The 24,151-nt window shown below is 65.5% G+C and carries 23 protein-coding genes; 16 read left to right on the top strand and 7 right to left on the bottom strand.

What is annotated here, in order from left to right; genetic code table 11:
- Positions 1–29 precede the first annotated feature (29 nt).
- Positions 30–1,121, bottom strand: coding sequence for an iron-sulfur cluster carrier protein ApbC (gene apbC / locus F468_RS0106945; protein WP_018138389.1), 1,092 nt, complete (start codon positions 1,119–1,121; stop codon positions 30–32).
- A 461-nt stretch (positions 1,122–1,582) separates the two neighbouring features.
- Between apbC and metG the strand changes: the two genes are divergently transcribed.
- The 9 genes from metG (at position 1,583) to F468_RS0106900 (ending at position 10,404) form a co-directional block, all read left to right on the top strand.
- On the top strand, positions 1,583–3,619 hold the full coding sequence (gene metG / locus F468_RS0106940) for a methionine--tRNA ligase (RefSeq protein WP_018994827.1): 2,037 nt from the start codon (positions 1,583–1,585) through the stop codon (positions 3,617–3,619).
- A gap of 69 nt (positions 3,620–3,688) precedes the next feature.
- Positions 3,689–4,309 carry a methylthioribulose 1-phosphate dehydratase gene (gene mtnB, locus F468_RS0106935; RefSeq protein WP_018994826.1) on the top strand — a complete coding sequence of 207 codons (621 nt, stop codon included), beginning with the start codon at positions 3,689–3,691 and terminating at the stop codon, positions 4,307–4,309.
- Entirely contained in the window at positions 4,306–5,001 is a 696-nt protein-coding gene (locus F468_RS0106930) for a hypothetical protein (protein ID WP_018994825.1), read from the top strand. Before mtnB ends, F468_RS0106930 begins: the two co-directional genes overlap by 4 nt.
- Before the next feature lie 171 nt (positions 5,002–5,172).
- Positions 5,173–5,751: an electron transport complex subunit RsxA gene (gene rsxA, locus F468_RS0106925; protein ID WP_017925285.1), complete on the top strand. Its 579-nt coding sequence runs from the start codon at positions 5,173–5,175 to the stop codon at positions 5,749–5,751.
- Positions 5,748–6,332, top strand: coding sequence for an electron transport complex subunit RsxB (gene rsxB, locus F468_RS0106920; RefSeq protein WP_018138385.1), 585 nt, complete (start codon positions 5,748–5,750; stop codon positions 6,330–6,332). Before rsxA ends, rsxB begins: the two co-directional genes overlap by 4 nt.
- 32 nt (positions 6,333–6,364) lie before the next feature.
- Positions 6,365–7,990 (top strand): electron transport complex subunit RsxC, encoded by a 1,626-nt coding sequence (rsxC, locus tag F468_RS0106915; protein WP_018994824.1) that lies wholly within the window; start codon positions 6,365–6,367, stop codon positions 7,988–7,990.
- Entirely contained in the window at positions 7,990–9,051 is a 1,062-nt protein-coding gene (rsxD, locus tag F468_RS0106910) for an electron transport complex subunit RsxD (protein ID WP_018994823.1), read from the top strand. The genes rsxC and rsxD overlap by 1 nt, the downstream gene beginning before the upstream one ends.
- On the top strand, positions 9,044–9,712 hold the full coding sequence (gene rsxG / locus F468_RS0106905) for an electron transport complex subunit RsxG (RefSeq protein WP_018994822.1): 669 nt from the start codon (positions 9,044–9,046) through the stop codon (positions 9,710–9,712). Before rsxD ends, rsxG begins: the two co-directional genes overlap by 8 nt.
- Positions 9,712–10,404, top strand: coding sequence for an electron transport complex subunit E (locus tag F468_RS0106900; RefSeq protein WP_018174137.1), 693 nt, complete (start codon positions 9,712–9,714; stop codon positions 10,402–10,404). The genes rsxG and F468_RS0106900 overlap by 1 nt, the downstream gene beginning before the upstream one ends.
- A gap of 81 nt (positions 10,405–10,485) precedes the next feature.
- On the opposite strand, the gene F468_RS0106895 is transcribed toward F468_RS0106900, so the two are convergent.
- Together F468_RS0106895 and F468_RS0106890 are read right to left on the bottom strand one after the other, a co-directional pair.
- Complete coding sequence (locus F468_RS0106895; protein WP_018994821.1) at positions 10,486–10,698, bottom strand: YjfB family protein; 213 nt, start codon at positions 10,696–10,698, stop codon at positions 10,486–10,488.
- 92 nt (positions 10,699–10,790) lie between these two features.
- On the bottom strand, positions 10,791–11,399 hold the full coding sequence (locus F468_RS0106890) for a class I SAM-dependent methyltransferase (protein WP_026296507.1): 609 nt from the start codon (positions 11,397–11,399) through the stop codon (positions 10,791–10,793).
- 325 nt (positions 11,400–11,724) lie between these two features.
- Between F468_RS0106890 and F468_RS0106885 the strand changes: the two genes are divergently transcribed.
- Complete coding sequence (locus F468_RS0106885) at positions 11,725–13,467, top strand: uracil-xanthine permease family protein (protein ID WP_018138379.1); 1,743 nt, start codon at positions 11,725–11,727, stop codon at positions 13,465–13,467.
- A gap of 45 nt (positions 13,468–13,512) precedes the next feature.
- Here the strand turns inward: F468_RS0106885 and folE are convergent, their stop codons facing one another.
- Both folE and F468_RS0106875 read right to left on the bottom strand, forming a co-directional pair.
- The gene (gene folE, locus F468_RS0106880; RefSeq protein WP_018138378.1) at positions 13,513–14,166 is read right to left on the bottom strand and encodes a GTP cyclohydrolase I FolE; all 654 of its coding nucleotides are present in this window, start codon (positions 14,164–14,166) and stop codon (positions 13,513–13,515) included.
- Positions 14,167–14,196: 30 nt separating this feature from the next.
- A complete protein-coding gene (locus F468_RS0106875; protein ID WP_018994819.1) occupies positions 14,197–15,012 on the bottom strand; it encodes a DUF3429 domain-containing protein in 816 nt (271 codons plus the stop codon).
- Between the two features lie 230 nt (positions 15,013–15,242).
- Between F468_RS0106875 and F468_RS0106870 the strand changes: the two genes are divergently transcribed.
- The 6 genes from F468_RS0106870 (at position 15,243) to F468_RS0106845 (ending at position 20,783) form a co-directional block, all read left to right on the top strand.
- Entirely contained in the window at positions 15,243–16,616 is a 1,374-nt protein-coding gene (locus tag F468_RS0106870) for an NAD(P)/FAD-dependent oxidoreductase (protein WP_018994818.1), read from the top strand.
- Between the two features lie 9 nt (positions 16,617–16,625).
- Complete coding sequence (locus tag F468_RS0106865) at positions 16,626–17,396, top strand: DUF1365 domain-containing protein (protein WP_018994817.1); 771 nt, start codon at positions 16,626–16,628, stop codon at positions 17,394–17,396.
- Positions 17,396–18,649 (top strand): cyclopropane-fatty-acyl-phospholipid synthase family protein, encoded by a 1,254-nt coding sequence (locus F468_RS0106860; protein ID WP_018994816.1) that lies wholly within the window; start codon positions 17,396–17,398, stop codon positions 18,647–18,649. The genes F468_RS0106865 and F468_RS0106860 overlap by 1 nt, the downstream gene beginning before the upstream one ends.
- 191 nt (positions 18,650–18,840) lie before the next feature.
- Positions 18,841–19,293 (top strand): GNAT family N-acetyltransferase, encoded by a 453-nt coding sequence (locus tag F468_RS0106855; RefSeq protein WP_018174145.1) that lies wholly within the window; start codon positions 18,841–18,843, stop codon positions 19,291–19,293.
- Between the two features lie 205 nt (positions 19,294–19,498).
- Positions 19,499–19,981, top strand: a complete 483-nt coding sequence (locus tag F468_RS0106850; protein WP_018174146.1) for a hypothetical protein — start codon at positions 19,499–19,501, stop codon at positions 19,979–19,981.
- Between the two features lie 61 nt (positions 19,982–20,042).
- Positions 20,043–20,783, top strand: coding sequence for a hypothetical protein (locus F468_RS0106845; RefSeq protein ID WP_018994815.1), 741 nt, complete (start codon positions 20,043–20,045; stop codon positions 20,781–20,783).
- Between the two features lie 365 nt (positions 20,784–21,148).
- Here the strand turns inward: F468_RS0106845 and F468_RS0106840 are convergent, their stop codons facing one another.
- Complete coding sequence (locus F468_RS0106840) at positions 21,149–21,946, bottom strand: hypothetical protein (protein WP_026296506.1); 798 nt, start codon at positions 21,944–21,946, stop codon at positions 21,149–21,151.
- Positions 21,947–22,593: 647 nt separating this feature from the next.
- Positions 22,594–23,745, bottom strand: a complete 1,152-nt coding sequence (locus F468_RS0106830; protein WP_018994813.1) for a porin — start codon at positions 23,743–23,745, stop codon at positions 22,594–22,596.
- Positions 23,746–24,151 lie beyond the last annotated feature (406 nt).

The raw sequence follows: 24,151 nt of genomic DNA, 5'->3' as shown, positions 1-24,151 counted from the left end.
CTGCCCTGTCCCTGGTTGTGATCGCCGGATCAGTTGTTCTGGATGACGATATTGGGGAATTTGCTGCTGTAGTCCTTCGCCTGCTCCGCGAGCTTGGCGCCGGTACGGCGGGCGATCTCGCGATAGATCTCTGTGATGCGGCCGTCCGGATCGGCGATCACGGTCGGTTCACCACCATCGGCCTGCTCGCGAATGCGAATATCCAGCGGCAGCGCGCCGAGCATGTCCACGCCATACTCTTCGGCCATGCCCTGGGCACCGCCCTGGCCGAAGATGTGCTCCTCGTGGCCACAGCTCGAGCAGATATGAATGCTCATGTTCTCGATGATGCCCAGTACCGGCACCTCCACTTTCTCGAACATGCGCAGGCCCTTGCGCGCATCCAGAAGTGCGATGTCCTGCGGGGTGGTGACGATCACCGCGCCGGAGACCGGGATCTTCTGCGACAGGGTCAGCTGGATGTCGCCGGTGCCCGGCGGCAGGTCGATCACCAGGTAGTCGAGATCCTTCCAGTTGGTCTCGTTCAGCAGCTGCTCAAGGGCCTGGGTGACCATCGGGCCACGCCAGATCATCGGCGTGTCCTCGTCGATCAGGAAGCCGATGGACATCGCCTGCACGCCGTGGCGTTCCAGCGGCTCCATGGACTTGCCGTCTTTCGACTCCGGGCGGTCCTTGATGCCCAGCATGCGCGGCTGGCTGGGGCCATAGATATCCGCATCCAGGATGCCGACCTGCGCGCCTTCGGCCGCCAGGCCCAAGGCCAGGTTGACCGCGGTGGTGGACTTGCCCACCCCGCCCTTGCCGGAGGCCACAGCGATGATGTTCTTGATGCCGGGCATCGGCTTCAGGCTCTTCTGCACCGCGTGGGCGGTCACCCTGGTGGTGATCGTCACTTCGGAGGACTCCAGCCCGGCGACGCCGGCCAGCGCCCCCTGGATCGCGGCGCGCAGCTCGTCGTGATAGCCGCTCGCGGAGTAGCCCATCTCGAGGGTGATGGCCGCCCGTGCGCCCTCCACACGGATGTCCTTGACCGCACCGGCGGCCACCAAGTCCTGCTCCAGGTACTTGTCCTGAACGGTCTTCAGGGCGTTTTCGATCTGCTCGCGCGAGAGTTCGGCCATGGCGTTCGTTCCATCCGGCAGTTGGGAGTGATCGCGCGATTCTACTGGGCCGCAATCAGCACGCCAATGGCACCACCACACGCCAGCCCTTTACCCATGCCGCAAGAGGCGCCACAGATGATCTGTCAACCCCTATTCGCGACTTTTATACACATGAATCTTCGCTGCCCCTGAAAACGCCCCAGATAGCAGCCAAAACACCGAAAGCACTACACAAAGAACCTTCATGTATTTGTTTTTTCGGCATAAAAAGAAATTGAACGTTTTTTGACCAATCTGTACAAGGCCCTTGCGTGACAAGGCCTGACGATGAATTCCACTGGGTTGCCCACAGAGTTATCCACAGCTTCTGTGGAAAAGCCCGTGACGGACTTTTCCACGCCTCGACAACCCGGCTGGCAGCCCCGACAATAGCGCCCCTGCATGCCACCGCCCGCCGCTACCGACGCACGAGTCCGACGATGACAGACACGCCGCGCAAGATCCTGGTCACCAGCGCCCTGCCCTACGCCAACGGGCCGATCCATCTGGGGCACCTGGTCGAGTACATCCAGACCGATATCTGGGTGCGCTTCCAGCGTGCGCGCGGCCACGAGGTGATCTACGTCTGCGCGGATGACGCCCACGGCACGCCGATCATGCTGAAGGCCCGCGCCGAGGGCATCGAACCCGAAGAGTTGATCACGCGCGTACGCCAGGAGCACGAGGCCGACTTCAGCGAGTTCCTAGTGGATTTCGACCACTACCACTCGACCCACTCGGACGAAAACCGCGAACTGGCCGCCCACATCTACACCGCGCTGCGCGACGCCGGGCACATCGAGACGCGCACCATCGACCAGGCCTACGACCCCGAGGCCGGGATGTTCCTGCCCGACCGCTTCATCAAGGGCACCTGCCCCAACTGCGGCGCCGAGGACCAGTACGGCGATTCCTGCGAGGCCTGCGGAGCCACCTACAGCCCGCTGGACCTGAAAGACCCGGTTTCCGCGATCAGCGGCGCCCGTCCCGAGTCGCGCCAGTCCGAGCACTACTTCTTCAAACTCGGCGACTTCGAGGCCTTCCTGCGCGAATGGACCGGCTCCGGCCGCCTGCAGGACGCGATCCGCAACAAGCTCGACGAGTGGTTCGATGCGGGCCTGACCGACTGGGACATCTCGCGCGATGCCCCCTACTTCGGCTTCGAGATCCCCGACGCCCCGGGCAAGTACTTCTACGTCTGGCTGGACGCGCCGATCGGCTACATGGCGAGCTTTCGCGCCTACGCCGAGAAGCAGGGCCTGAACTTTGATGCCTGGTGGGGCGCGGATTCCGATGCCGAGCTGTATCACTTCATCGGCAAGGACATCGCGTACTTCCATACGCTGTTCTGGCCGGCGATGCTGCACGGCGCGGGCTTTCGCACGCCCAGCGCGGTGTTCTGCCACGGCTTCCTGACCGTCAACGGGCAGAAGATGTCCAAATCGCGCGGGACCTTCATCCGCGCGCGCGACTACCTGGACCACCTGAACCCCGAATCCCTGCGCTACTACCTCGCCGCCAAGCTGGGTGCCGGGGTCGACGACCTCGACCTCAACCTGGACGACTTCGTCCAGCGTGTGAACTCCGATCTGGTCGGCAAGCTGGTCAACATCGCCAGCCGCTGCGCCGGCTTCATTACCAAGCGCTCGAACGGCGAGCTGGCGGCCGAGCTGCCACGTCCGGACCTGCACGAGGCCTTCGTCGCCGAGGGCGACGCCATCGCGGCCGCGTTCGAGAACCGCGAATACGCCCAGGCCATCCGCCGCATCATGGCGCTGTCCGATCAGGCCAACCAATACATCGACGAGGCCCAGCCCTGGGTGCTGGCGAAGCAGGAGGGCCGCGAGGCCGAGGTACAGGCCATCTCCACCCAGGGCCTGGACCTGTTCCGCATCCTGATCGTCTACCTCGCCCCGGTGCTGCCGCGACTGGCGGCCGACGCTGCGGCCTTCCTCCGGCTGGACAGCCTGGCCTGGGACACGCGCGCGCCGCTGGTCGGGCGCTCGATCGAGAAGTTCAAGCCGCTGATGACCCGCATCGAAGGCGAGACCGTCGACAAGCTGCTGGAGGCCTCGAAGGCCACCCTGGCCGCGACCGCGCAAACGCCCACCCCCAGCACCAAAGCGGAGCCCGACGTGGACCCCATCGCCGAGACCATCGACTTCGACACCTTTGCAAAGGTGGACCTGCGCATCGCCCGCATCGCCAGTGCCGAGCACGTGGAAGGTGCCGACAAGCTGCTGAAGCTCACCCTCGATATCGGCTCGGAGACGCGCCAGGTGTTTGCCGGGATCAAGTCGGCCTACGCGCCGGAGGACCTGGTCGGCCGGCATACTGTGATGGTCGCCAACCTCGCGCCGCGCAAGATGCGCTTTGGCGTATCCGAGGGCATGGTCCTGGCGGCCGGCCCCGGCGGCTCGGAGCTGTACATCCTGAACCCGGACGACGGCGCCCAAGCCGGGATGCGGGTCAAATAGGCCGCCCGCGTCATGGATTTGCACCCACGGCTCGCGTAAGCTGCCGCTCTTTTGTCGATACCCGGACGCATGGACCAAAGCCCCGAATTCCTGGCGCAGGTACGCCTGCTGGCCGAAGCAGGCCGCGATCTCTCGGCGCGCGGCTGGCTGCCCGCGCGCACCGGCCACTTCTCCGCGCGCCTGGACGACCGGCATATCGCCGTCACCGCGCCCAATCGCGAGAAGAGCTTTCTCGACCGCCACGACTTCCTGGTGGTCGATCTCGACGGCCACGTGGTCGCCGGCAGCGAAGAGCCGGCCCCGGAGACCTTCCTGCACATCATCATGTACCGCCACGATGTCCAGCTGGGCGCCGTGCTGCACACGCATTCCGTACATGCGACCGTACTGTCGCGCCAGTTCCCCGGCACGCTTGCCCTGCGCGACTACGAGGTCCTGCGCGAACTGCCCGGCGTGAAGAATCCCGCGCGGGGCCTGGACCTGCCCGTGTTCGCGAACGACCCCGACGTACAGCAACTGGCCGCGCGGGTCGACGCCGCCATGACCCGCGAGCCGAATCTCGCCGGGTTCCTGATCGGCGGCCACGGCCTCTATACCTGGGGCGCGAGCGTGGAGCTGGCACTGCACCGGGTCGAGGCCTTCGAATTCATGTTCCAGTGCGAGACGCTTGCACACCAGATGAGCCGATGAACATGTCACCGAATCCCGCGCCCCAGGCCCTGATCCTCTCGTTCGAGGGGGTGCTGGCGCCGCCCGGCGTACTGCGCGACACGCTCGAGCCCTATTCGCTGGAGGCCTTGCCGGGCTTTCTCGAGCGCCACGCGGAGAGTACCGCGGTGCAACGCGTGCTCGCGGATATCCTCGCCTATTCCGGCCGCGAGCTGGACGTCGACGGGCTGCTCGCGCAGATCCGCGCCTGGATTCGCGGCGGACAGGACATCACGCCCCTGCGCCAGCTACAGGGGCTGATCTGGGCCGACGCCCTGGAGGCCTCGATGCTGCGCCCTGAGCTGTCGGACGACACGGCCCGCGCCCTGATGGCGCTGGACGATGCCAGCGTGGCCCTGTACAGCTTTGGTGCGAGCCCGGCCCCGGTCCAGCGCGACTGGCTGCGTCACGGCCCGTATCCGGAGGTGGAGCAGCGTCTGACCGGGCTGTTCGACACCCGCATCGGCGGTCGCCGCGATGCCGGCAGCTACCGCCGTCTGGCCGACGAGATCGGCATCGCGCCGGAGGCGATCATGCTGCTGTCGGTGCGCGGCGAGGAGCTGGATGCCGCACACCAGGCCTGGCTGCAGACCGCCCGCCCGTTCACCGACCCGGCGGCTACCGACCAACACCCACTGCGCAGCCTGGAATCGCTCATCCCGGCAGGCGACTAGACTCTATCCTGCAGGGGCAAGCCTGTCCGCGAATGCCGCCCGCCAAGGTCCGGCTATTGCAGGGGCTTCGCGGGCAGGCCCGCTCCCACGCAAAACCAGCGCCCCGGAAGGGTTGAGTCGGGATAAGCAGTCCCTGATACTATTTTGTTGACCTGACGACTCGGAATTAACGTGGAATACGTCCTGATCCTCATCAGTACGATCCTCGTGAACAACTTCGTACTGGTGAAGTTTCTGGGCCTGTGCCCGTTCATGGGGGTCTCGCGCAAGGTCGAGACGGCCACCGGCATGGGCCTGGCCACGACCTTCGTGCTGACGTTGTCCGCGGTCAGTTCCTACGTGATCAACGAATACCTGCTGACCCCACTGGGGCTCGAGTACCTGCGCACCATCGCGTTCATCCTCGTGATCGCCGCCGTGGTCCAGTTCACCGAGCTGGTGGTGCGCAAGACCAGCCCGCTGCTCTACAACGTGCTGGGCATCTTCCTGCCGCTGATCACCACCAACTGCGCGGTGCTGGGCGTGGCCCTGCTGAACGTCCAGGAGGCACACAACTTCGTCGAATCCGCGCTCTACGGCTTCGGCGCCGCGGTCGGCTTCTCCCTGGTGCTGATCCTGTTCTCCGCCATTCGTGAACGCATCGCGGTGGCCGATGTGCCCGTGGTCTTTCGCGGCAGCGCGGTCGCCATGGTCACCGCGGGCCTGATGTCGCTGGCGTTCATGGGCTTCTCCGGGCTGGTGCGGCTGTGAGTGTCGTCTACGCCATCCTCGCGATCGGCGGTCTGGCCGCCGCGTTCGGACTGATCCTCGGCTTTGCCGCGCAGCGCTTTCGCGTCGAGGCGGATCCGGTCGTCGACCAGATCGACGCCCTGCTGCCCCAGACCCAGTGCGGCCAGTGCTCCTACCCTGGCTGCCGCCCTTATGCCGAGGCGATCGCTGCAGGCGAAGCCGACATCAACCGCTGCCCGCCCGGTGGCCAGGCCACGGTCCAGGCGCTGGCGGACCTGCTGGACCGCGAGCCGACCCCGCTGGAAGAAGAGGAACAGGAAAAGGCCGTCGCGGTGATCGACGAAAACATCTGCATCGGCTGCACCCTGTGCATCCAGGCCTGCCCGGTGGACGCCATCCTGGGCGCAGCCAAGCAGATGCATACCGTGATCGAGGAGGAATGCACCGGCTGCGAACTGTGCATCGAACCCTGTCCAGTCGACTGCATCGACATGGTGCCGGTCCAGACCGATATCACCGAGTGGCGCTGGGCGGAGCCGGAACCCTCGCCCATCGAGCGGCCCATTTACGCGATTGCGGACGTCTCGCGCAGCGGGCACTAAGCCCCGCACCCGCGAAACGTTAGAATACGCCGATGCAGCTGCACCGCTTCCATGGAGGCCTGAAACTGGCCGACGAGACCGACGCCAGTACCGCCAATCCGGTGCTGGTGATGGGCGTGCCCGCGAAACTGACCGTACCGCTTGGCCAGCATATCGGCGAGGCGACCGAAGCCTGCGTCCAGGTCGGCGACCACGTGACCAAGGGCCAGCGCATCGGCCAGTCCAAGGGCTACATCGCGGCGCACGTGCATGCACCCACCTCCGGCGAAGTGGTCGATATCGACCTCTACCCCGTACCCCACCCCTCGGGCCTCAATGCCCCCTGCGTGGTAATCGAGCCCGATGGGCGCGACGACTGGGGCGAGGCCCGCATGGAACCCTGGCTGGACTGGGATACCCGCGACCTGCGCGCGCTGCGCCAGCGCCTGCGCGCCGGAGGGATCGTCGGGCTGGGCGGCGCGGCCTTCCCCACAGCGGTCAAGCTGAACCCGCGCGCCGGCCAGCGCATCCACACACTGATCGTCAACGGGGCAGAGTGCGAGCCCTACATCAGCGCCGACGACATGCTGCTGCGCACCGCCCCCGAGGCGGTGTTCGAAGGGATTCGCATTACCGCCCGCCTGCTGGGCGTGGAGCGGGTGCTGTTCGCGGTCGAGGACAATATGCCGGAGGCGATGCGCTCGCTGACCGAGACCCTGCCCCCCGAGCTGCGCGATCTGATCGAGCTGGTATCGGTCCCCTCGATCTATCCCACCGGGGGCGAGCGCCAGCTGATCAAGGTACTGACCGGCCAGGAGGTCCCGAGCGGCGGCCTGCCTGCGGATCTCGGGATGGTCTGCCACAATCCAGGCACCTTCAAGGCGATCTGCGACACGGTGATCCAGGGCCGCCCGCTGCTGTCCCGCATCGTCACGGTCACCGGCCCCGGCGTGAAACACCCGCGCAACGTGGAGGCCCTGCTCGGCACCCCGTTCGCCGACGTGATCGAGGCGGCCGGAGGCTATGCCGAAGGCGTCGACCGGCTGGTGATGGGCGGCCCGATGATGGGTTTCGCGGTCCACGACGACTCCATGCCAGTGATCAAGGCCACCAACTGCCTGCTCGCCACGCGCCCCCAGGACACGCCCGCGCCCGGCCCGGTCATGCCCTGCATCCGCTGCGCCGAGTGCGCGGCCGTCTGCCCGGCCCAGCTGCTGCCGCAACAGCTCTACTGGCAGGCAAAGGCGAAGGACTTCGACGCGATCCAGGACTACGGGCTGTTCGACTGCATCGAATGCGGCTGCTGCGCCTATGTCTGCCCCAGCAACATCCCGCTGGTGCAGTACTACCGCTATGCCAAGAACGAGATCTGGGCGCGGGAGAAGGAGCGCCAGAAGTCGGACATCGCGCGCGAGCGTTACGAGTTCCGCCAGGAGCGCATCGAGCGCGAGGAGCGCGAGAAGGCCGAGCGCCTGGCGAAGAAGAAGGCCGCGCTGAAGAACAAGGAAGCCGACGGCGACAAGCAGGCCGCGATCCAGGCGGCACTGGAACGCGCCCAGAAGAAAAAGGCCGCCCGCGCGGAAGAGCCCGCGCAGGACAGCGATCAGGCGTCCGGCTCGGAGACGACCGGCGAGGCAACCTCCACGACAGACAACACCCGGGACGGGGACGGCCGCTGATGCGCTTTCGTACGCAATCCTCCCCCCATGTGATCCCGGCGCACTCCGTGGGCGGCGTGATGCAGCAGGTGCTGATGGCGCTGGTGCCCGGCACCCTGGCCATGACCTGGTTCTTCGGCTGGGGCGTGCTGGTCAACGTGCTGCTGGGCGTGCTGTTCGCGGTGGCCTTGGAGGCGGCGATGGTCGCCGCGCGCAAGCGGCCCGTCATGGCCACGCTGGCGGACAACTCCGCGATCGTTACCGGCTGGCTGTTCGCGCTGGCGATCCCGCCACTGGCGCCGTTCTGGGTCACGCTGATCGGGATCGCGTTCGCGATCATCGTCGCCAAGCACCTGTACGGCGGGCTGGGCTACAACCCGTTCAACCCCGCGATGGTCGGCTATGTCGTCGTGCTGGTCTCGTTCCCGCGCGAAATGGCGCTCTGGCCGGCCCCCAGCACGCTGCCGGAATCCCCGCTGAGCCTGCTGCAGACCCTGCAGACCGTCCTGACCGGCAGCCTCCCCGGCGCCCAGGCGTGGGACGCGGTCACGCGCGCGACACCACTCGATGCGATGCGTGAGGGGCTGGTCTCCGGGCGAACCGTGGGCGAGATCACCGCCAGCCCGCTGTTTGGCACCTTCACCGAGACGGGCTGGGAATGGGTCGGCAACTTCTTCCTGCTCGGCGGGCTGTACCTGCTGTTCCGCCGTATCATCCACTGGCACATCCCGGTGGCGGTCATCCTGGGCGTGGCCATCCCGGCCGGCTTCTTCTGGCTGCTGGACCCGGACTCGTTCGCCTCGCCCGCCTTCCACGTGTTCTCCGGGGCGGTCATCATCGGCGCGTTCTTCATCGCCACCGATCCGGTCTCCGCTTCCACCACCCCGCTCGGCCGCATCCTCTACGGGGCCGGGATCGGCGTGCTGATCTTCGTGATCCGGACCTGGGGCGGCTACCCGGACGCGGTCGCCTTTGCCGTACTGCTGATGAACATGGTCGCCCCGACGCTCGACCACCTGACGCGACCCCGAGTCTTCGGGCGCAGCCGCGGCGGGCCGCCGCCAGGCGACGGTCATGCTTAACCTGAAACCGCGCGACATCCTGATCGCCACCGTCCTGCTGGCCGGCTTTGCGGCGGCCGGTGCCGGACTGGTCGCACTGGTGCAGGAAGGCACCGAGGCGCGCATCGCGGACAACCGCATGGAGGTCAATCGCAACCGCATCGCGGAGCTCACCGGCGATCTCGATTACGCCAACGACCCGGTGCACGATACGGCGGCGCTGAGCGACGAGCGTCTGGGAGGCGACAACCTGCCGGCGTGGTTCGCACGCGACGCAGACGACAACGTCATGGGCATCGTGTTCTCGGCAGTCGCGCGCGACGGCTACAGCGGCAACATCCATCTGCTGATCGGCGTGGACCGCGACGGCGAACTGCTGGGCGTACGCGTCTCCAGCCACCGCGAGACGCCGGGACTGGGCGATGCGATCGAGGCCGAGCGCTCCGACTGGATCCATGGCTTCGAAGGCCGCTCCCTGGGCGACCCCGAGCCTGGCGATTGGGCGGTGCGGCGCGATGGCGGCGTGTTCGACCAGTTCACCGGCGCCACCATTACCCCGCGTGCGGTGGTTCGCGCCGTGCGCCGCACACTGGAATACTTCGACGACTACCGCGACGACCTGCTCGCGACCGCGCCAAAGGAAGAGGAAGGCGCGGTGGTCGAACCGATAGGGAAAGACTGATGAACCCGACCCTGACCGACATCATTCGCGACGGCCTGTGGAACAACAACCCGGGCCTGGTCCAGCTGCTCGGCCTGTGCCCGCTGCTGGCGATCTCCGGGACGATGGTCAACGCCATCGGGCTGGGCATCGCGACCACCCTGACGCTGCTGCTATCGAACGTGCTGGTCTCGATGATCCGCCGCCACGCCCGCCCGGAGATCCGTATCCCGGTCTACGTGCTGATCATCGCCTCGATCGTGACCGCGATCGAACTGGCGATGAACGCCTGGTTCCACGGCCTGTTCCTGATCCTCGGCATCTTCATCCCGCTGATCGTGACCAACTGCGCGATCATCGGCCGCGCCGAGGCCTTCGCGTCACGCAACTCGGTCCCGCGCGCCGCGCTGGACGGGCTGATGATGGGGCTGGGCTTTACCGGCGTACTGATTGCGCTGGGCGCGCTGCGCGAGGTCCTGGGCCAGGGCACGCTGATGGACAACGCCCACCTGCTGTTCGGCGAGTGGGGCCACGCGATGACCATCCAGATTTTCCCGTCGGAGCATGGCTTCCTGTTGGCCCTGCTGCCGCCTGGCGCCTTCATGGCCATGGGCCTGCTGATCGCCGCCAAGAACTGGATCGACCAGCACACGGCGACCGAGCCGGAACCCGCTGCCGACGAATCCCGCGCCGAGGCCTCCGAAACCACCTGACCCCGCGCAGCACGCAGCACCCATAACGAAAACGCCCCACCGGGGCGCTCCGGCGGGGCGTCGGGGTGACCGTATGGGCAATCAGGCGGTCGTGTCGACGTTATTGCCCACGTGGTCGGGCAGGCCCTGGGAGGTCGCCTGCATCTCGCTGATGTTCGGCATGGCCTGCAACAGGCCCTGTGCCGCCATCTCTTCCGATTCCATGGCCTTCTTCTGCACTGCCACATCCTTTTGCATGGCAATGTTCTGCTGGCTCATCTGCGTGGCCTGGCTGGCAATCGCACTGGCATCCATCATTCACTCCTGATTCGAATGTAGAGCCAGCCCGCCGGGCGCGTTCAGCGTCAATTCGGACCTGGCTCTCCCGGGGTGACGACCACGAATGCTCAGACTTTAGAGTTCGCCTCGAATTTTTCTGGGTGGGCCACGAAGCGCCGCATGACCCCGCGCGACTCGCGATCCTCCGCCTCGATCGCGAACCCGGCGCGCTCTACCGCCGCCTCGGTATCACGGTTCGGGTGGCAGCCCCCGGTCACACAGGTCCAGGTCGGCTGCACGCGATCCTGCATCCAGCCCAGGCTCGGGCGGCGGTGCCGCACGTGCTCGAGCATGCGTAACTGGCCCTCGGTGCCCAGCACACGGAGGATCTCCGCCAGCCCCCGCTCCGGATCCTGAACCGAACAGAACACCAGCCCCGACACGACCGTGTCGAACCGTGCATCGGCAAATGGCAATGCCTCGGCCCGGGCGACCACAAAAAGCGCCCCGGGCGCGCGATCGCGCGCCCGATGCAGGGCCGCCAGATCTGGATCGAGCGCAACCACCTGCGTCGGGTCGGAATACAGAGGAAGATTGCGGCCCGTGCCGCAGCCCAGCTCGAGGACGCGACCCCGTGCCCCCGCGACGAGACGCCGGCGCCAGCCACGGAAACCGAGCGCGTCCGCCAGCCCCATCAGGGCGTCATAAAGCCAGGGAATCTGTTCCACTCCGCGCATGGAGACCATTCTACGCGCCGCAAAATGTGAACGCGTTCGCGTGATACCCGGATCCGAAAGGAACCTGTGGGCAACACCCCTGTCCACCGAGGCAAGAGCGGATAAATCGGCGCCTGGCAACGGCCGCCGCTGTTCCGCCGTTCAGACTCAAAGACTCCATCACACGGTTGTCTGAACGTTCGGCCCGGACTCCCACCGGGCCTTTTTTTTGCCTGGGCCCACGACCGGGGTCGGCGCGGGCCAACGCCTGACTCACGCCTGCGCGGTCACTCCCCCCTTACCCTGATACGATTCGGCGCTTTCGTGCTCCCCACGCGGTGATGCAATGACCGAACCCTCGCAATCGAAGATTCTCTACGAGGTGGATGACCATCCGCCGGTCGGGAAATGCGCGCTCAGCGCCCTTCAGAGTCTGATCCTGGTCGCCCCGACCATTATCCTCGCGCCCCTGATTCTGGCGCGCACCATCGGCCTCGACCTGGCCGCCACCCAGTGGACCGTCTTTGCCGCACTCATCGGCAGTGCGCTCGCCACGCTGGTCCAGGTTCGTCGCGTCGGGCCGGTCGGTTCGGGCTACCTGATCTTCATGGGCACCTCGACCGCGTATCTGGCCGTCGGCATCGAGGCGGCCATGGTCGGCGGCATGGCGCTGGTCGCGACGCTGGCCATCCTGTCCGCACCCGCACAGTTACTGTTCGCCCGCTACCTGGGTCTGTTCCGGCGCATCATAACGCCGACCGTCAGCGGGGTCGTGATCATGCTGCTGGTGCTGACCGTGATCCCGTCCACGGCCGACATGATGCATGGAGAAGGCGAGTACGAGGGCACCTGGCGCGCCCTGGTCGTCGCCCTGTTTACGCTCGGCTTCACCATCCTGCTGGCGATCTTCGGCGGTCGCATGCTGCGCCTTTGGGCACCCATCATCGGGCTCGGGGTTGGCGTCGCGGTGGCGGTTGCATTCAACATCACTGACTTTTCCAGGGTCGCGGACGCCGCCTGGCTGGGCCTGCCGCCACTGGAATGGCCGGGCTTCAACTTCGAGTTCTCGACCGCCTGGTTCACACTACTTCTGACCTTCATCATCGTCACCCTGGTCGGATCGGTCGAGTCGGTGGGCGACACCATGGTCGCGCAACGCAACTCCCACCGGACCCCGCGCAAGGTTGATTACGACCGCGTGCGCGGCGGCCTCTATGCGGACGGGGTCGGCAACATGATCGCCGGCGGCCTGGGTACGCTGCCGAACACCACCTACGGGATCGGCGTGTCCTCGATCGAGCTGACCGGCATGGCTGCGCGGCGCGTCGGCTACTACTTCGCCGGCTTCCTCGCCCTGGTCGCACTCATCCCCAAACTCAACATGGTGATGATCTCGCTCCCCGGCCCGGTCTTCGGAGCCTTCCTGCTGATCCTTCTGGCGCTGCTGTTCGTGGCCGGCATTCGCCTGTGCGCACAGGACGGCCTGAGCTACCAGAGCGGGCTGATCATCGGCGTGGCGTTCTCCACCGGCTTCCTGTTCCAGAACCAGTTGTTCTTCCATCACTTAATCCCGGACGCGCTGGGGCCGTTCATGAACAACAGCGTGACCACGGGCGGCACCGTCGCGGTCGCCATCAGCCTGATCTTCAACCTGCGCCCGCGCCCACGACGCCGCAGCACCTTCGCGCCCGAGGCCGAATCCCTGCCGCAGATCCAGGCCATGGCGCGGGAGTTCGGCGAGAGTCTGAGTCTGCCGGAGAAGCAGTCCGTCAAGCTGCAGGTGGCCTTGGAAGAGGTGTTCATGCACCTGTCCGAACAGGCCGCCAGCGAGCCGGGGCGCAGCCGCCCGGTGGATGTCCGTCTGGAACGCGAGGGCGAACACCTCGCGGTGGAGATGATCGACCGCAGTGCGGCGGCCGAAGTCGACGAGGCCTCGCTGCGCAAGGCCCGGCAATGGGGTCACAACGACGAGCAGTCCCTGCGCGAACTGGGGCTGTACCTGCTGAATAGCCTCGCGCAGGATGTGCGACACCTGCGCATGGCCGGGGTCAACTACATCTCGTTCAGTATCCCGCTGCGCCCGATGTAATCACTCGACGCCGGTTCGCCGGTTCAGGGCCCCGCCGCCAGCGGTTCAGTCGCGGGAGCCGTGGATCAGGTTGAGGAACTCGCGACGGGTACGCGCATCTTCGCGGAAGGCACCCAGCATCACCGACGTCGCCATCGAGGAGTGCTGCTTCTCCACCCCGCGCATGGTCATGCACATGTGCTTGGCGTCCACGACCACGCCCACGCCCTTGGCATTGGTGACCTGCTTCAGGGCCTCGGCGATCTGCCGCGTCATGTTTTCCTGGATCTGCAGGCGCGCGGCGAACATATCGACAATCCGCGCGATCTTGGAGAGGCCGATCACCTTGCCATTCGGCAGGTAGGCGACATGCACCTTGCCGATAATCGGCAGCAGGTGGTGCTCACACAGCGAGTACAGCTCGATATCGCGCAGCAGCACCATCTCGTCGTTGTCGGAGCTGAACAGCGCGCCGTTGACGATCGTGTCGAGGTCCTGGTGATAGCCCCGGGTCAGGTACTGCATCGCCTTGGCCGCCCGCATCGGCGTATCCAGCAAACCCTCGCGGTTCGGGTCTTCATTCAGGCCGGCGAGGATCTCGCGATAATGACGGGCCAGGGCCTCGGGGGCCGGCAGCGGCCGCCCATCGGCTGCGCTGGTCACGGGTTCGTCCGCGGTACGGGCATCTGCTTGCATCGATAGGTCCTTGTTCTGTGCCATCTTCGGCATTCCTAGGGGCGTGCGGGCGCGTCAGCGCACCATGATAACGGCCAGCCCGGAGGCCAGCGAAACGATAGCCCCCGCAGTCAGCGCCATGCGCAGTCCCAGGTACCCGCGCGGCAACGGCCGCCCACGCAGGCTCAACCGGTCCACCCACAGCGCCCCCAAAAACAGCGCGGCCAGGGTCATCAGCGCCTCGGGCAGCGGTTGCAGCAACGCCAGCCAGGCGAGGATCGCCGGGACCACCGCCCACACGGGTGCCGACAGCGGGCCCACCCGGTGCTCACGATCCGCCAGGTAAAGGCCCCAGTGGATCGCTCCGAGAAACGACAGGATGACGGCACCATAAAACGCCAGGGCCTCCAGCGCGAAAACCTGCCATTCCGGCTGGGCCATCCAGGCCCCGAAGCCCAGGACCACAAAGGGGATCAGACCTCCGTATCCCAGCACCTGAAGCATCGGTGCCGAGGCTTCCTGGGACTGTTGCGTCTGCCCTACCCGTTCCGCGACGTCACGCGGACCTCTGTTAGCCCCGGCCGCGACAGCCCGCGCACCGAGGTACTCACGCAATTCGGGGAGCCCCCCGATTGCACCGTCCCGCGCAACGAAATAGGGCAATACATCGGCCCCGGTCGCCTGCTGCAGGGCATGAAACTGCTCGCGGTTGTGAGCAGAGCCCATGCCCCACTCCAGGCGCACCCAGCGACCGGGCAGCATTGCATCCAGCAGGGCCACGGCATCGCGCACATCGGACAGCCCGGAGGTGATCGCGACGACCTCGTGCTCGACCAGTGCCTGGCGCACCTCGGCAGGCCAGCCGCTCATGGTCTGGGCGGTGTCGTTCATAACGCGGCCTCGATCGCGGGGCGCAAACGCCGGTCCTCGGACGTCAGGCCTGCCCTCAACAGCTCTATCACCACAAGCAACCGACTACCCCTACGCATCGCTGCACCCTCCGCGCCCCGGGCTGTGCGGGGCTCACTGTGCGCCGTATTCTGGACGACGACCATTTGCAGGCATTGTACAGGTATTGTATAAGATGTACATCACCCTTTGATGGAATCGGAACCGTCATCATGAGCACCTCTCGCATCGCCGTCATCGGTGGCGGCATCGCCGGGCTGGCCAGCGGCTGGATCCTGCAGTCGCGCCACCAGGTGCGCCTGTTCGAGGCGACGCCCGAACTGGGTGGTCATGCCCACACCATCGAGGTATCCGACCCGGAGGGCCCCACGCACCTCGATACCGGCTTCGTGGTGTACAACGAGCGCAACTACCCGCTGCTGACCCGCCTTTTTCGCGACCTAAGCGTGCCGACCCAGCCGACTGAAATGTCGTTCTCCTGTTCCCGGCATCCCCACGGCGTGGAATACGCCGGCAGCGACCTGAACACCCTGTTCGCGCAGCGGCGCAACCTGCTCAGCCCGCGCTTTCTGCGCATGAGTGCCGACATCCTGCGCTTCAACCGCCTGGGCCACCGACTGTTCGAGCGCGGCGAGACCCCGCAGGGCACCTTGGGCCATTTTCTGTCGCGGCACCGCTTTGGCCAGGGGTTCATCGAGGACTACCTGTTGCCGATGGCCGCCGCGATCTGGTCCGCGCCGCCGGAGTCCATCCGCGAGTTCCCGTCCGCGAGTTTCCTGCGGTTCTTTCGCAACCACGGGCTGCTGGACCTGCGCGACCGCCCGCAGTGGCGCACCGTGCGCGGTGGCAGCCGCGAATATGTGCAGCGCCTCGCCGCGCGGCTCGAGCCACGTAGCGTCATCCACGAGGCCGTCCGCGCCGTGATCCCCGAAGGCGGCCAGTGGCGTGTGCTGACCGCGGAGCGCTCCGAGGGATTCGATCAAGTCGTGTTCGCCTGTCATGCGAACGACGCCCGCCGCCTCCTGGGGCGAACCATGCCCGCGCTCGACGGCCTGCTGGCGGACTGCCGCTTCCAGGAAAACCGCGCCATCGTGCATACCGACGCCACCCTGATGCCCCGCTCACGCCGCGTCTGGTCCTCGTGGAACTACCTGAGCGGACGCACCACGCAGCCTAGTGAACGGGTTTCGGTCTCCTACTGGATGAACCGCCTGCACAACCTGGAGCGTCGCCGCGACTACGTGATCAGCCTGAATCCCTGGCGCGAGCCCCACCCCACCGCAGTGCTTGGCGAGCACCTTTGGGAACATCCCGTAATGGATGCCCCCGCCGAGATCGCGCGCCAGCGCCTGATGGACCGCCAGGGCCAGGACGGACTCCATTTCGCCGGGGCCTGGATGGGCGACGGCTTTCACGAGGACGGGCTGCGCTCCGCCGTCGCGATCGGCGAGGCGATGGGCATCGCGCCCCCTTGGGGCTCCACGCCGAGTGCTACACCCGCGCCGGTGGCGGTGGATTCGGAGCCGGTCAACGGCGGTGGCGCGACGCCGACCGCGGCACCGGCTGCGCGCCCCGAGGATGCCTGAGGCGCTGGCATGGACGCGGCCCTCGTCTACACATCGGTTGTGCACCAGCGCATTGCGGCGCCGGCGTACCGCTTTCGCTACCCGGTAATCGCCGCGCTGTTCGACATTGATCGCCTGGAGGCCACCGCGGCCCGCTGCCGCGCTTTCTCCCTGAATCGTTTCAACCTGTTCAGCCTGCATACCCGCGACCATGGCCCCCGCGACGGTCGCCCCTGGCGGCCCTGGATCGAGTCCCGTCTCGCGGAGCACGGCATTGAGCTCGCGGGCGGCACGATCCACCTGCTCGCGATGCCGCGCGTATTCGGGCACGCGTTCAACCCGCTCAGCGCCTGGTTCGCCTATCACGCGGATGGCGGGTTGCGTGGCGTGTTGCTGGAAGTCCGCAACACCTTCGGCGAGCACCACCACTACCTGCTGCACGAAGGCGGGTGCGCCATGACCACGCCGGTACGCCAGGAGAAGGACAAGGCCTTTCATGTATCCCCGTTCATCGACATGGATGCGCGCTACGCCTTCACCATCTCGCCCGCACGGCTGGAACGCGGGGCCACCGTGCGGTTGGCAATCCGCGAGACCCAGGCGGGTTCACCATTCCTGGTCGCAACCCAGCACGGCCGCCTGCGCGACTTTGCCGACCGAACGCTGCTGGCCGCATTGATGCACCAGCCCTGGATGACCCTCAAGGTCCTGCCACTGATTCACTGGCAGGCACTCAAGATCTGGCTGCGCGGCGGACGCTACCACCCGCGCCCTGCGCCGCCGCAAAAGGAGATGCACTGATGTCCGTCGAACAAGGAAGCGCGACGACCGGGTTCGCGACCCGCCGGCACTGGGCCCTGCAACTGATCGCCCGGGCCCTGCGCGGTCTCGAGCAGGGACAATTGACGCTGGTCGGCCCACGCGGGGAACGGGAGGTCGTACAGGGCGAGCAACCCGGACGTGAAGTGATCTGGCACCTCAAGCGGCCCTGGCGGACGCTGCTGCGCATCCTGCGCCACGGCGATCTCGGCTTTGCCGAGGGCTATATTGCGGGGGACTGGAATACGCCGGACCTGAAGGGCCTCCTGCACCTCGCCACCGACAACGAGGCGGCGCTGGCCGATCTTGCGGCTCGCCCCGTGGTCCAGCGTCAATTCGACGCCCTGCGCCACTGGTGGCACCGCAACAGCCGCCGCGGCAGTCGTGCCAACATCCGCTTCCACTACGATCTAGGCAACGACTTCTATCGCATGTGGCTGGATCCGAGCATGAGCTACTCCGCGGCCCTGTTCAGCCGCGGCGACGAGGCACTGGAAAGTGCCCAGCAGCGCAAGTACGAGCGCCTGCTGGATCAACTCGACGCCGCCCCCGGGTCCCACATCCTCGAGATCGGGTGCGGCTGGGGCGGCTTTGCCGAACTCGCCGCACGTCGCGGCCATCAGGTCACGGCCATTACCCTGTCGCAAGAGCAGCTCGACTACGCTCGCGAGCGGATCGAGCGGGCCGGTCTCTCCGACCGTGTCGAACTGCGCCTGCAGGATTACCGGGATCTGCACGGCCAGTTCGATCACGTCGTCTCGATCGAGATGTTCGAGGCGGTCGGACAGCAATGGTGGCCCAGCTTCTTCGAGACTGTGCGTGCCTGCCTGCGCCCAGGCGGGCGCGCCGCACTGCAGGTCATCACCATCGACGAAGCCGCGTTCGAGTATTACCGCAACAACGCCGATTTCATCCAGATGTATGTCTTCCCGGGCGGGATGCTGCCGTCCGTCCCCCGCTTCAACGCCGCCGCCCGCCAGGCGGGCCTCGCGATCGGCGATCAGCAGTTCTTTGGGCAGGACTACGCCGAAACCCTGCGTCGCTGGGATCGCGAGGTGCGTCATGCCGAACCCGTTATCGAGGCCCTGGGATACTCGCCCGAGTTCCTGCGCATGTGGCGCTACTACCTCGCCTACTGCGAAGTCGGTTTCGAGCACCAGCGTGTCGACCTGATGCAGGTAGTCCTGGAGCCCCACGACCGGGACGAGCGCGCGCCCCACATGACTTCCCAATAATCCAAGATTCTCAAGACCCCTCCCCACCGATGAGCGCAAACTAGTACCCAATCACCAGTTTATTGGGACACCAGTCACAGGACGGTTCTGGATTCGTCGACTAGAATGCAAATTTCCGGGCTTATGGAAAGCGGGATCCGCCCACCACCCGCCCCGTGTGGTCGAGCCCCGATTGGTCGAGGACCCCAGCCATGCAACAACGCATTCAGTTCCGCGAGGCCAGCTGGCCCGCCGACGCCGAAGCCATCTCCGCCGTCCGACGCGAGGTCTTCATCGACGAACAGGGCGTCCCCGAGCCGCTGGAATTCGACGGTCTGGATGTGACCGCATTGCACTGGCTGGCCATCGGCCCCGGCGACGAACCCATCGGTACCCTGCGCATGCTGCCCTCCGGTCAGATCGGGCGCATGGCCGTGCGCGAACCCTGGCGCGGCCACGGAATCGGCTCGCGGCTGCTCGACTACGCCGTCGAGGCCGCCATCCGCCATGGCTGGCGCGAGGTCTGGCTAAACGCCCAAAACACCCGCCTGGGCTTTTACGCCCAGCACGATTTCTTCATCATCTCCGACACCTTCGAGGACGCCGGCATCCCCCACCGCCGCATGCTCCGCCGCATCCGCCAGCCCCTGGCGCAGGCCAGGTAACCAACACCTGCTCGCGAGTTGCGAGTCCTCCGAAAATACTCGGGCCGCACACCACGCTGTGGGTGACCGCGATTGTTGGTACGGCCCCTTCCCGGCACAGCCGCTCGAACCGAATCATCCATCTCCATTGACTGCGAATGCGCGTAGATGCGCGATGGGCGGTAGTTGCCTATGCTGAGTAGAGACCCTGCCCGGAGGCAACTGCATGGCCGAACCGACGACCGACCCCGTGATGGAAGATGCCGCCGTGCTGCTCGGGGAGCTGCTGGACCAAACCCGGCGGCGCTTCTGGCTGCATGCGCGCGTGGGACTCCTGGCGGAGTTTCGCGGGCTGGAGCTGGGCTCGTATCTGGCCAACATCGCGCGCCGCCACCGGCATACGGACATCCGCATTCTGGTGGACGACGATCTGGCGCTGCGGGATCGCATCCCTGGACTGGTCGAAACCATCAAGCGTCTGCCCACCGCCGTCACCGTGCGCCGGCTCGATGCCGCCGAGGAGAGCCCCCTGACGCTGACCGCAATCGCTGACCACAGCGGCTGGATGCAGCTGACGCAGGCTGGAGGGCAACGAATCCTTCGGGGGGATGTCGATGATCGTGGGGGCACCCAGCGGGCCGCCCTGGATTTCGAGGCGAACTGGAGTCTCAGCGATGAAGCGATCGAACTGCGCAGGCTCATGGTCTAGGCGCCACACCCTGCGCATCCTGGCGGGGAGCCTGCTACTGCCCGGACTCTCGGCACCTGCGTTGGCCCGCGACCCACAGGCCGAGGTCGCCGTGCTCCCGCTGCAAAATCGCCCGGCCGCCGAGATCCTGCCAGAGCTAGAGGGCCTGTTCGGGAATGCCGCCACGCTGCGCGCCGATGGGTTCCGCCTCCTGGTTCGCGCCGACGCCCAAACCCTCGTGCAGATCCGCAAGGTCGTGGCCGAACTCGACCACAGCGCCCAGGATCTCGTCCTCTCGGTACGCCGCAGCAGCGAGCGCCCCCGGCAGGAAACCGGTGCAGGGATCGACATCGAATCCGGCCCGGATGGCACCCAGGCCCGCGGTACCGCCCGGCGCTGGACCACCACCCGCCACGACGACCAGACCCAGCAGATCCGATTACGCGAAGGTACCGAGGCCATCATCCTGGTCGGCGAAACCGAGGCCCACGGCTTCCGCGTATTCGCCGGCCGCGCCGGCTTCGGCATGGAACCCGTCTTTCGCGACACCGCCCGCGGCTTCCGAGTGCAACCCCACACACAGCCCGACGGCCGCATCCGCGTGGATATTTATCAGCTGCACGAACAGCCACCCCACACCACCATGGGCCGCGTGGAACGCCAGTCCCTCGAATCCTCCATCACCATCGACCCCGGTGCATGGCACGAACTCGCCGGAGTGGGCCGCACCCTCGACCTCGGCGAACGCGGCATAGCCTCCCGTCTCACCACCCGCGAACGCGACGCCCTGTCCCTTCAGATCCGGGTCGACCCGATCGATTGACCACCCGATCAAGGGACGCGGACCTTTCTTCGAGACCGTCGGCGCTCCGTGTAGCGCCCAGCGCCTCGCGATCGTCATTCCGGAAGCCGCGCAGGAATGATCGGCGATCGGGGTGCGTCGCTCGTACCCACCACTTTGCCAATCTCGACGTTATGGATACTGGCCTACCGCTCCACTACGGCCGGCGTGAGGCGATCCAACTGGGCTCCAACGGTGACCCAGGCCGCAGCAGGTCGGTCCAGCTTCGGTCGACGCTTCTGCGACAAGCGGCTTAAAGATAAGCCGGTTCCGGGGACATGTGGGCCAAAAAAAGAAGGCCCACTGCTATAGCGGGCCTTCTGCGGTAGTACTAACGGCAGCGTCGGCTACTGGAACCGATAACGCATCCCGAGATTGAGCGCGGTCTCGTCTCCCGCGCGCACTTCGCCCACAAAGCTGAGGTTGTCGCTGACCAGCTGCTCCATGCCGCCCACGAACCCCAGCTCTCGCTGGTTTCGCATACTGAGCGTGTCGCTCTGACCATCCAGTTCACTCGACCACGAGCTGGAGCGCACCACGTCATAGTCCGACTTGATCCGGCTGTACTTGATGCCGCCGTAAGGACGGAAGCTGCCAGTCGTTCGCTCGACAACCAGGGCTGCATGCCACTCCTCGCTGGAATAGCCATCGATGTCCAGCCGATCTCCGCCGCCATTGTCAGACGCGAGGTTCCAGCTCGCATCGGCATCACGCCACTGATACATCACATCCAGATTCAGCGCCGCGTTCTGCGCTTCCCATTCGTGAAGGTTGAACTTGCCGCCCACTGCGGCCACCCAGCCCGTATCGGTGCGCCCCGAACTCAACTCGTCTCCGGACCGTCGCACCGAGTCTCGCTGAGTGAATTCGTCTTCGCCAGACTGCACTCGCGTGGTCCAATGGTTGTCGAAATCGCTGAATCCACTCAGCCGGGTCCGGCTGGCACCAAGACGTCCATACAGTTCGATCCTCGGCGTGACCGAAAAGTTGATCTGGGCGAACAGGTCCGAGTGATCTTCCCGGGCGTCAATACCACTGATGGATTCGTACTCCGTAGCAACCGGCACCTCGCCTACTTCGCTCACGAGGATGTCACGTTCTAACAGGGATTCCGATCCAACTCGCGTCTCGCCACGCTGCTCCACATCGCGCCGCGAGTGTTCCACCCCAATCGTCACACTCCAGCGGTTATCACTGGAGGTAGCAAAGTTACCAACCGGCGCGGCGGAACCAATGGACGGCGCTATCATCGCCGCCGAGCCCAAAGCGATTGCAGCCACGAGTGCGTTTCGCTTGAAAGCGGTGCTGGTCATATTCTCCCCCTAGACAAACAAGATCGGATCGGGCGTGTATAAAAAGCCCGAGACGTGTGCGTGAGCGAACCATAAAGGTCTACCCAGAAGGGGATCAACGAATCTGGCGCGATTTATCTGCCCATCCGTTACCTGGGCGTGAGGTTGCAACGCATACGCCCGCCTTAGAGGGCCAACTCGGCACGGGGTTGCGCACGCTTCAAGATGGACCGCACGTCGCGCGTACCATTCGCCGCCACCAAGACATCACTTGAAACGCAGGCAGGAGAGTCACTTCACTACGCGCCATGGCGCGTAACTTGGATCACACGGTAGTCACGCGTGTCCGCATTGCCTCGGCGCACTACAGCCCTTCGGGAAGGCCTCAACAAAAAAGCCCCGAACGGGGCCGAAGGTTGTGCATAAAAAGCGGGGCCCCTGGGGGCCCCGTAAAACAAGCTAGTGCTTGTTGTTATACCGCTTGTAGGGAGTGCTTGGGCTTAGAAGGACACCCGCATGCCGGCACCCACACCGGTGAAGGACAGGCTGCGACCGGTAGGCTCGATCACCTCTACGCCATCGTCCTCAACCAGGCGATAACCCAAGTCATCGGTGGAGTTGTAGCCCACGCCGGCGAAGGCCATCACGCGGTTGCTGAAGCTGTGCTTAACAGCGATCGCGGCGTAGTCGGTGTTCGGGATGCTGTTGCCATCGATGCTGTCACGGCGGGTGTGACCCAGGTTCAGCACGAAGTCGTTGCGGCCCATCGTATAGGTGCCGGACAGGAAGTAGGTATTACCTTCGGCGTACAAGCCATCTTCACCGTATTTGAAATCTTCAACTTCGCCGACCACGCGGAACGGGCCGGTCGACCAGTCAACACCAATCTTGCTGTTGCGCTGGGTACTGGCGCCACCCTGGAAATCACCGTAATCCGCGTGCGCGACGTACAGTTCAACCGGGTCGAGATCGATGTTCACGCGGGCGGAGAATGCCGTGTCGGAATCGTCGTTATTGTCGATGAACGCACCAACGTCCAGCCCCACGATTCCGAAGCTGTTGGAATAGCGAATACCACGCTCAACGTAGCCGCCATTACCGAATCCACCAAGTCCGCCGAGGCGAGCACCGTTCGTGCGGCCTTGCATGAAGGTGGCATTCAGCGGGTCCTTACCAGCGGTGTTGTAGGACGACGTCATACGACCAGCGATAACCTGGCCGAAATCGCCACGCAAGCCGACATAGATATCACGCATGCCGCTTTCGAAGCCGGGCTCGTCGCTAGCCGCGCCAGTCTGGAAGTCACCTTCGAATTTGGCCAGGGCGGTCAAGCCATTGCCAAGGTCATGATTGACGTTAACACCCAACCGGTTCGGCCCGGCGCCATCACCGGCACCGCCCGGGAATGCGAAATTGCCCGCACCGAATGGCGCGTCACCGAACTCACTGCTAAGCGCATCCGAGAGAGCACCGCCGGCGATGCCACCCGCGTCGTACTGACGGAAGCCACTCTCGAGCGAGCCACCAGAGGAGCTGGTGTGAACGACCTGCGTCTGCAGCTGGCCGAACAGGGTGACGGAGGAGTCAGCGGCGGCGAAGGCCGGGACTGCGAAGGCGCCGGCAACGGCGACTGCGAGAATCTGTTTTTTCATGTTGCGTATCTCCCAGGAGAGGTGTTTGGTTCGTTTCTACGCCTGCATCCACGGTCGATGCCGCGAATGACAGGTGTTTTATATACACCACGGTGTCGCATTTCAACCCTTTGTGGCGAAAAAATGTCGAGTGCGTTGGAAGTTTGCGCCTCGGTAACCGGGAGGAACGCATGGATACGGGTGAAAGACAGTGCAGAACTTCATCGCAAGGCACTGAATAAGCGCAATAATGGCAACTGCCGAGGATGCACGGTAGTTGTGATGGAGCACCCATATAAGGATGATCTTATTTTGTAGAAAAGTGCGCTTTCAGGCGGGTTAGAGGATGGAATACGGCCGCCCTGAAGCTGTTGCATATGTGCAACGAAGCGGTACAGGACAGGCGTTCGAGAGTATTTGTTGCGGG

The sequence above is a fragment of the Thioalkalivibrio sp. ALJ2 genome, assembly GCF_000378325.1.
Lineage (GTDB): Bacteria > Pseudomonadota > Gammaproteobacteria > Ectothiorhodospirales > Ectothiorhodospiraceae > Thioalkalivibrio.
Note: the sequence above shows the minus strand (reverse complement) of the source record. Positions and strands in the feature narration are given on the sequence as shown.

Coding starts and splice junctions, on each gene's coding strand:
- F468_RS0106890 (WP_026296507.1), bottom strand. CDS start 11,399: ATGCGCGGAGTGGAACAGATTCCCTGGCTTTATGACGCCCTGATGGGG.
- rsxG (WP_018994822.1), top strand. CDS start 9,044: ATGCTTAACCTGAAACCGCGCGACATCCTGATCGCCACCGTCCTGCTG.
- F468_RS0106930 (WP_018994825.1), top strand. CDS start 4,306: ATGAACATGTCACCGAATCCCGCGCCCCAGGCCCTGATCCTCTCGTTC.
- F468_RS0106860 (WP_018994816.1), top strand. CDS start 17,396: ATGTCCGTCGAACAAGGAAGCGCGACGACCGGGTTCGCGACCCGCCGG.
- apbC (WP_018138389.1), bottom strand. CDS start 1,121: ATGGCCGAACTCTCGCGCGAGCAGATCGAAAACGCCCTGAAGACCGTT.
- F468_RS0106900 (WP_018174137.1), top strand. CDS start 9,712: ATGAACCCGACCCTGACCGACATCATTCGCGACGGCCTGTGGAACAAC.
- F468_RS0106865 (WP_018994817.1), top strand. CDS start 16,626: ATGGACGCGGCCCTCGTCTACACATCGGTTGTGCACCAGCGCATTGCG.
- F468_RS0106870 (WP_018994818.1), top strand. CDS start 15,243: ATGAGCACCTCTCGCATCGCCGTCATCGGTGGCGGCATCGCCGGGCTG.
- F468_RS0106855 (WP_018174145.1), top strand. CDS start 18,841: ATGCAACAACGCATTCAGTTCCGCGAGGCCAGCTGGCCCGCCGACGCC.
- rsxC (WP_018994824.1), top strand. CDS start 6,365: ATGCAGCTGCACCGCTTCCATGGAGGCCTGAAACTGGCCGACGAGACC.
- F468_RS0106830 (WP_018994813.1), bottom strand. CDS start 23,745: ATGAAAAAACAGATTCTCGCAGTCGCCGTTGCCGGCGCCTTCGCAGTC.
- folE (WP_018138378.1), bottom strand. CDS start 14,166: ATGGCACAGAACAAGGACCTATCGATGCAAGCAGATGCCCGTACCGCG.
- metG (WP_018994827.1), top strand. CDS start 1,583: ATGACAGACACGCCGCGCAAGATCCTGGTCACCAGCGCCCTGCCCTAC.
- F468_RS0106885 (WP_018138379.1), top strand. CDS start 11,725: ATGACCGAACCCTCGCAATCGAAGATTCTCTACGAGGTGGATGACCAT.
- rsxD (WP_018994823.1), top strand. CDS start 7,990: ATGCGCTTTCGTACGCAATCCTCCCCCCATGTGATCCCGGCGCACTCC.
- F468_RS0106850 (WP_018174146.1), top strand. CDS start 19,499: ATGGCCGAACCGACGACCGACCCCGTGATGGAAGATGCCGCCGTGCTG.
- F468_RS0106875 (WP_018994819.1), bottom strand. CDS start 15,012: ATGAACGACACCGCCCAGACCATGAGCGGCTGGCCTGCCGAGGTGCGC.
- F468_RS0106895 (WP_018994821.1), bottom strand. CDS start 10,698: ATGGATGCCAGTGCGATTGCCAGCCAGGCCACGCAGATGAGCCAGCAG.
- mtnB (WP_018994826.1), top strand. CDS start 3,689: ATGGACCAAAGCCCCGAATTCCTGGCGCAGGTACGCCTGCTGGCCGAA.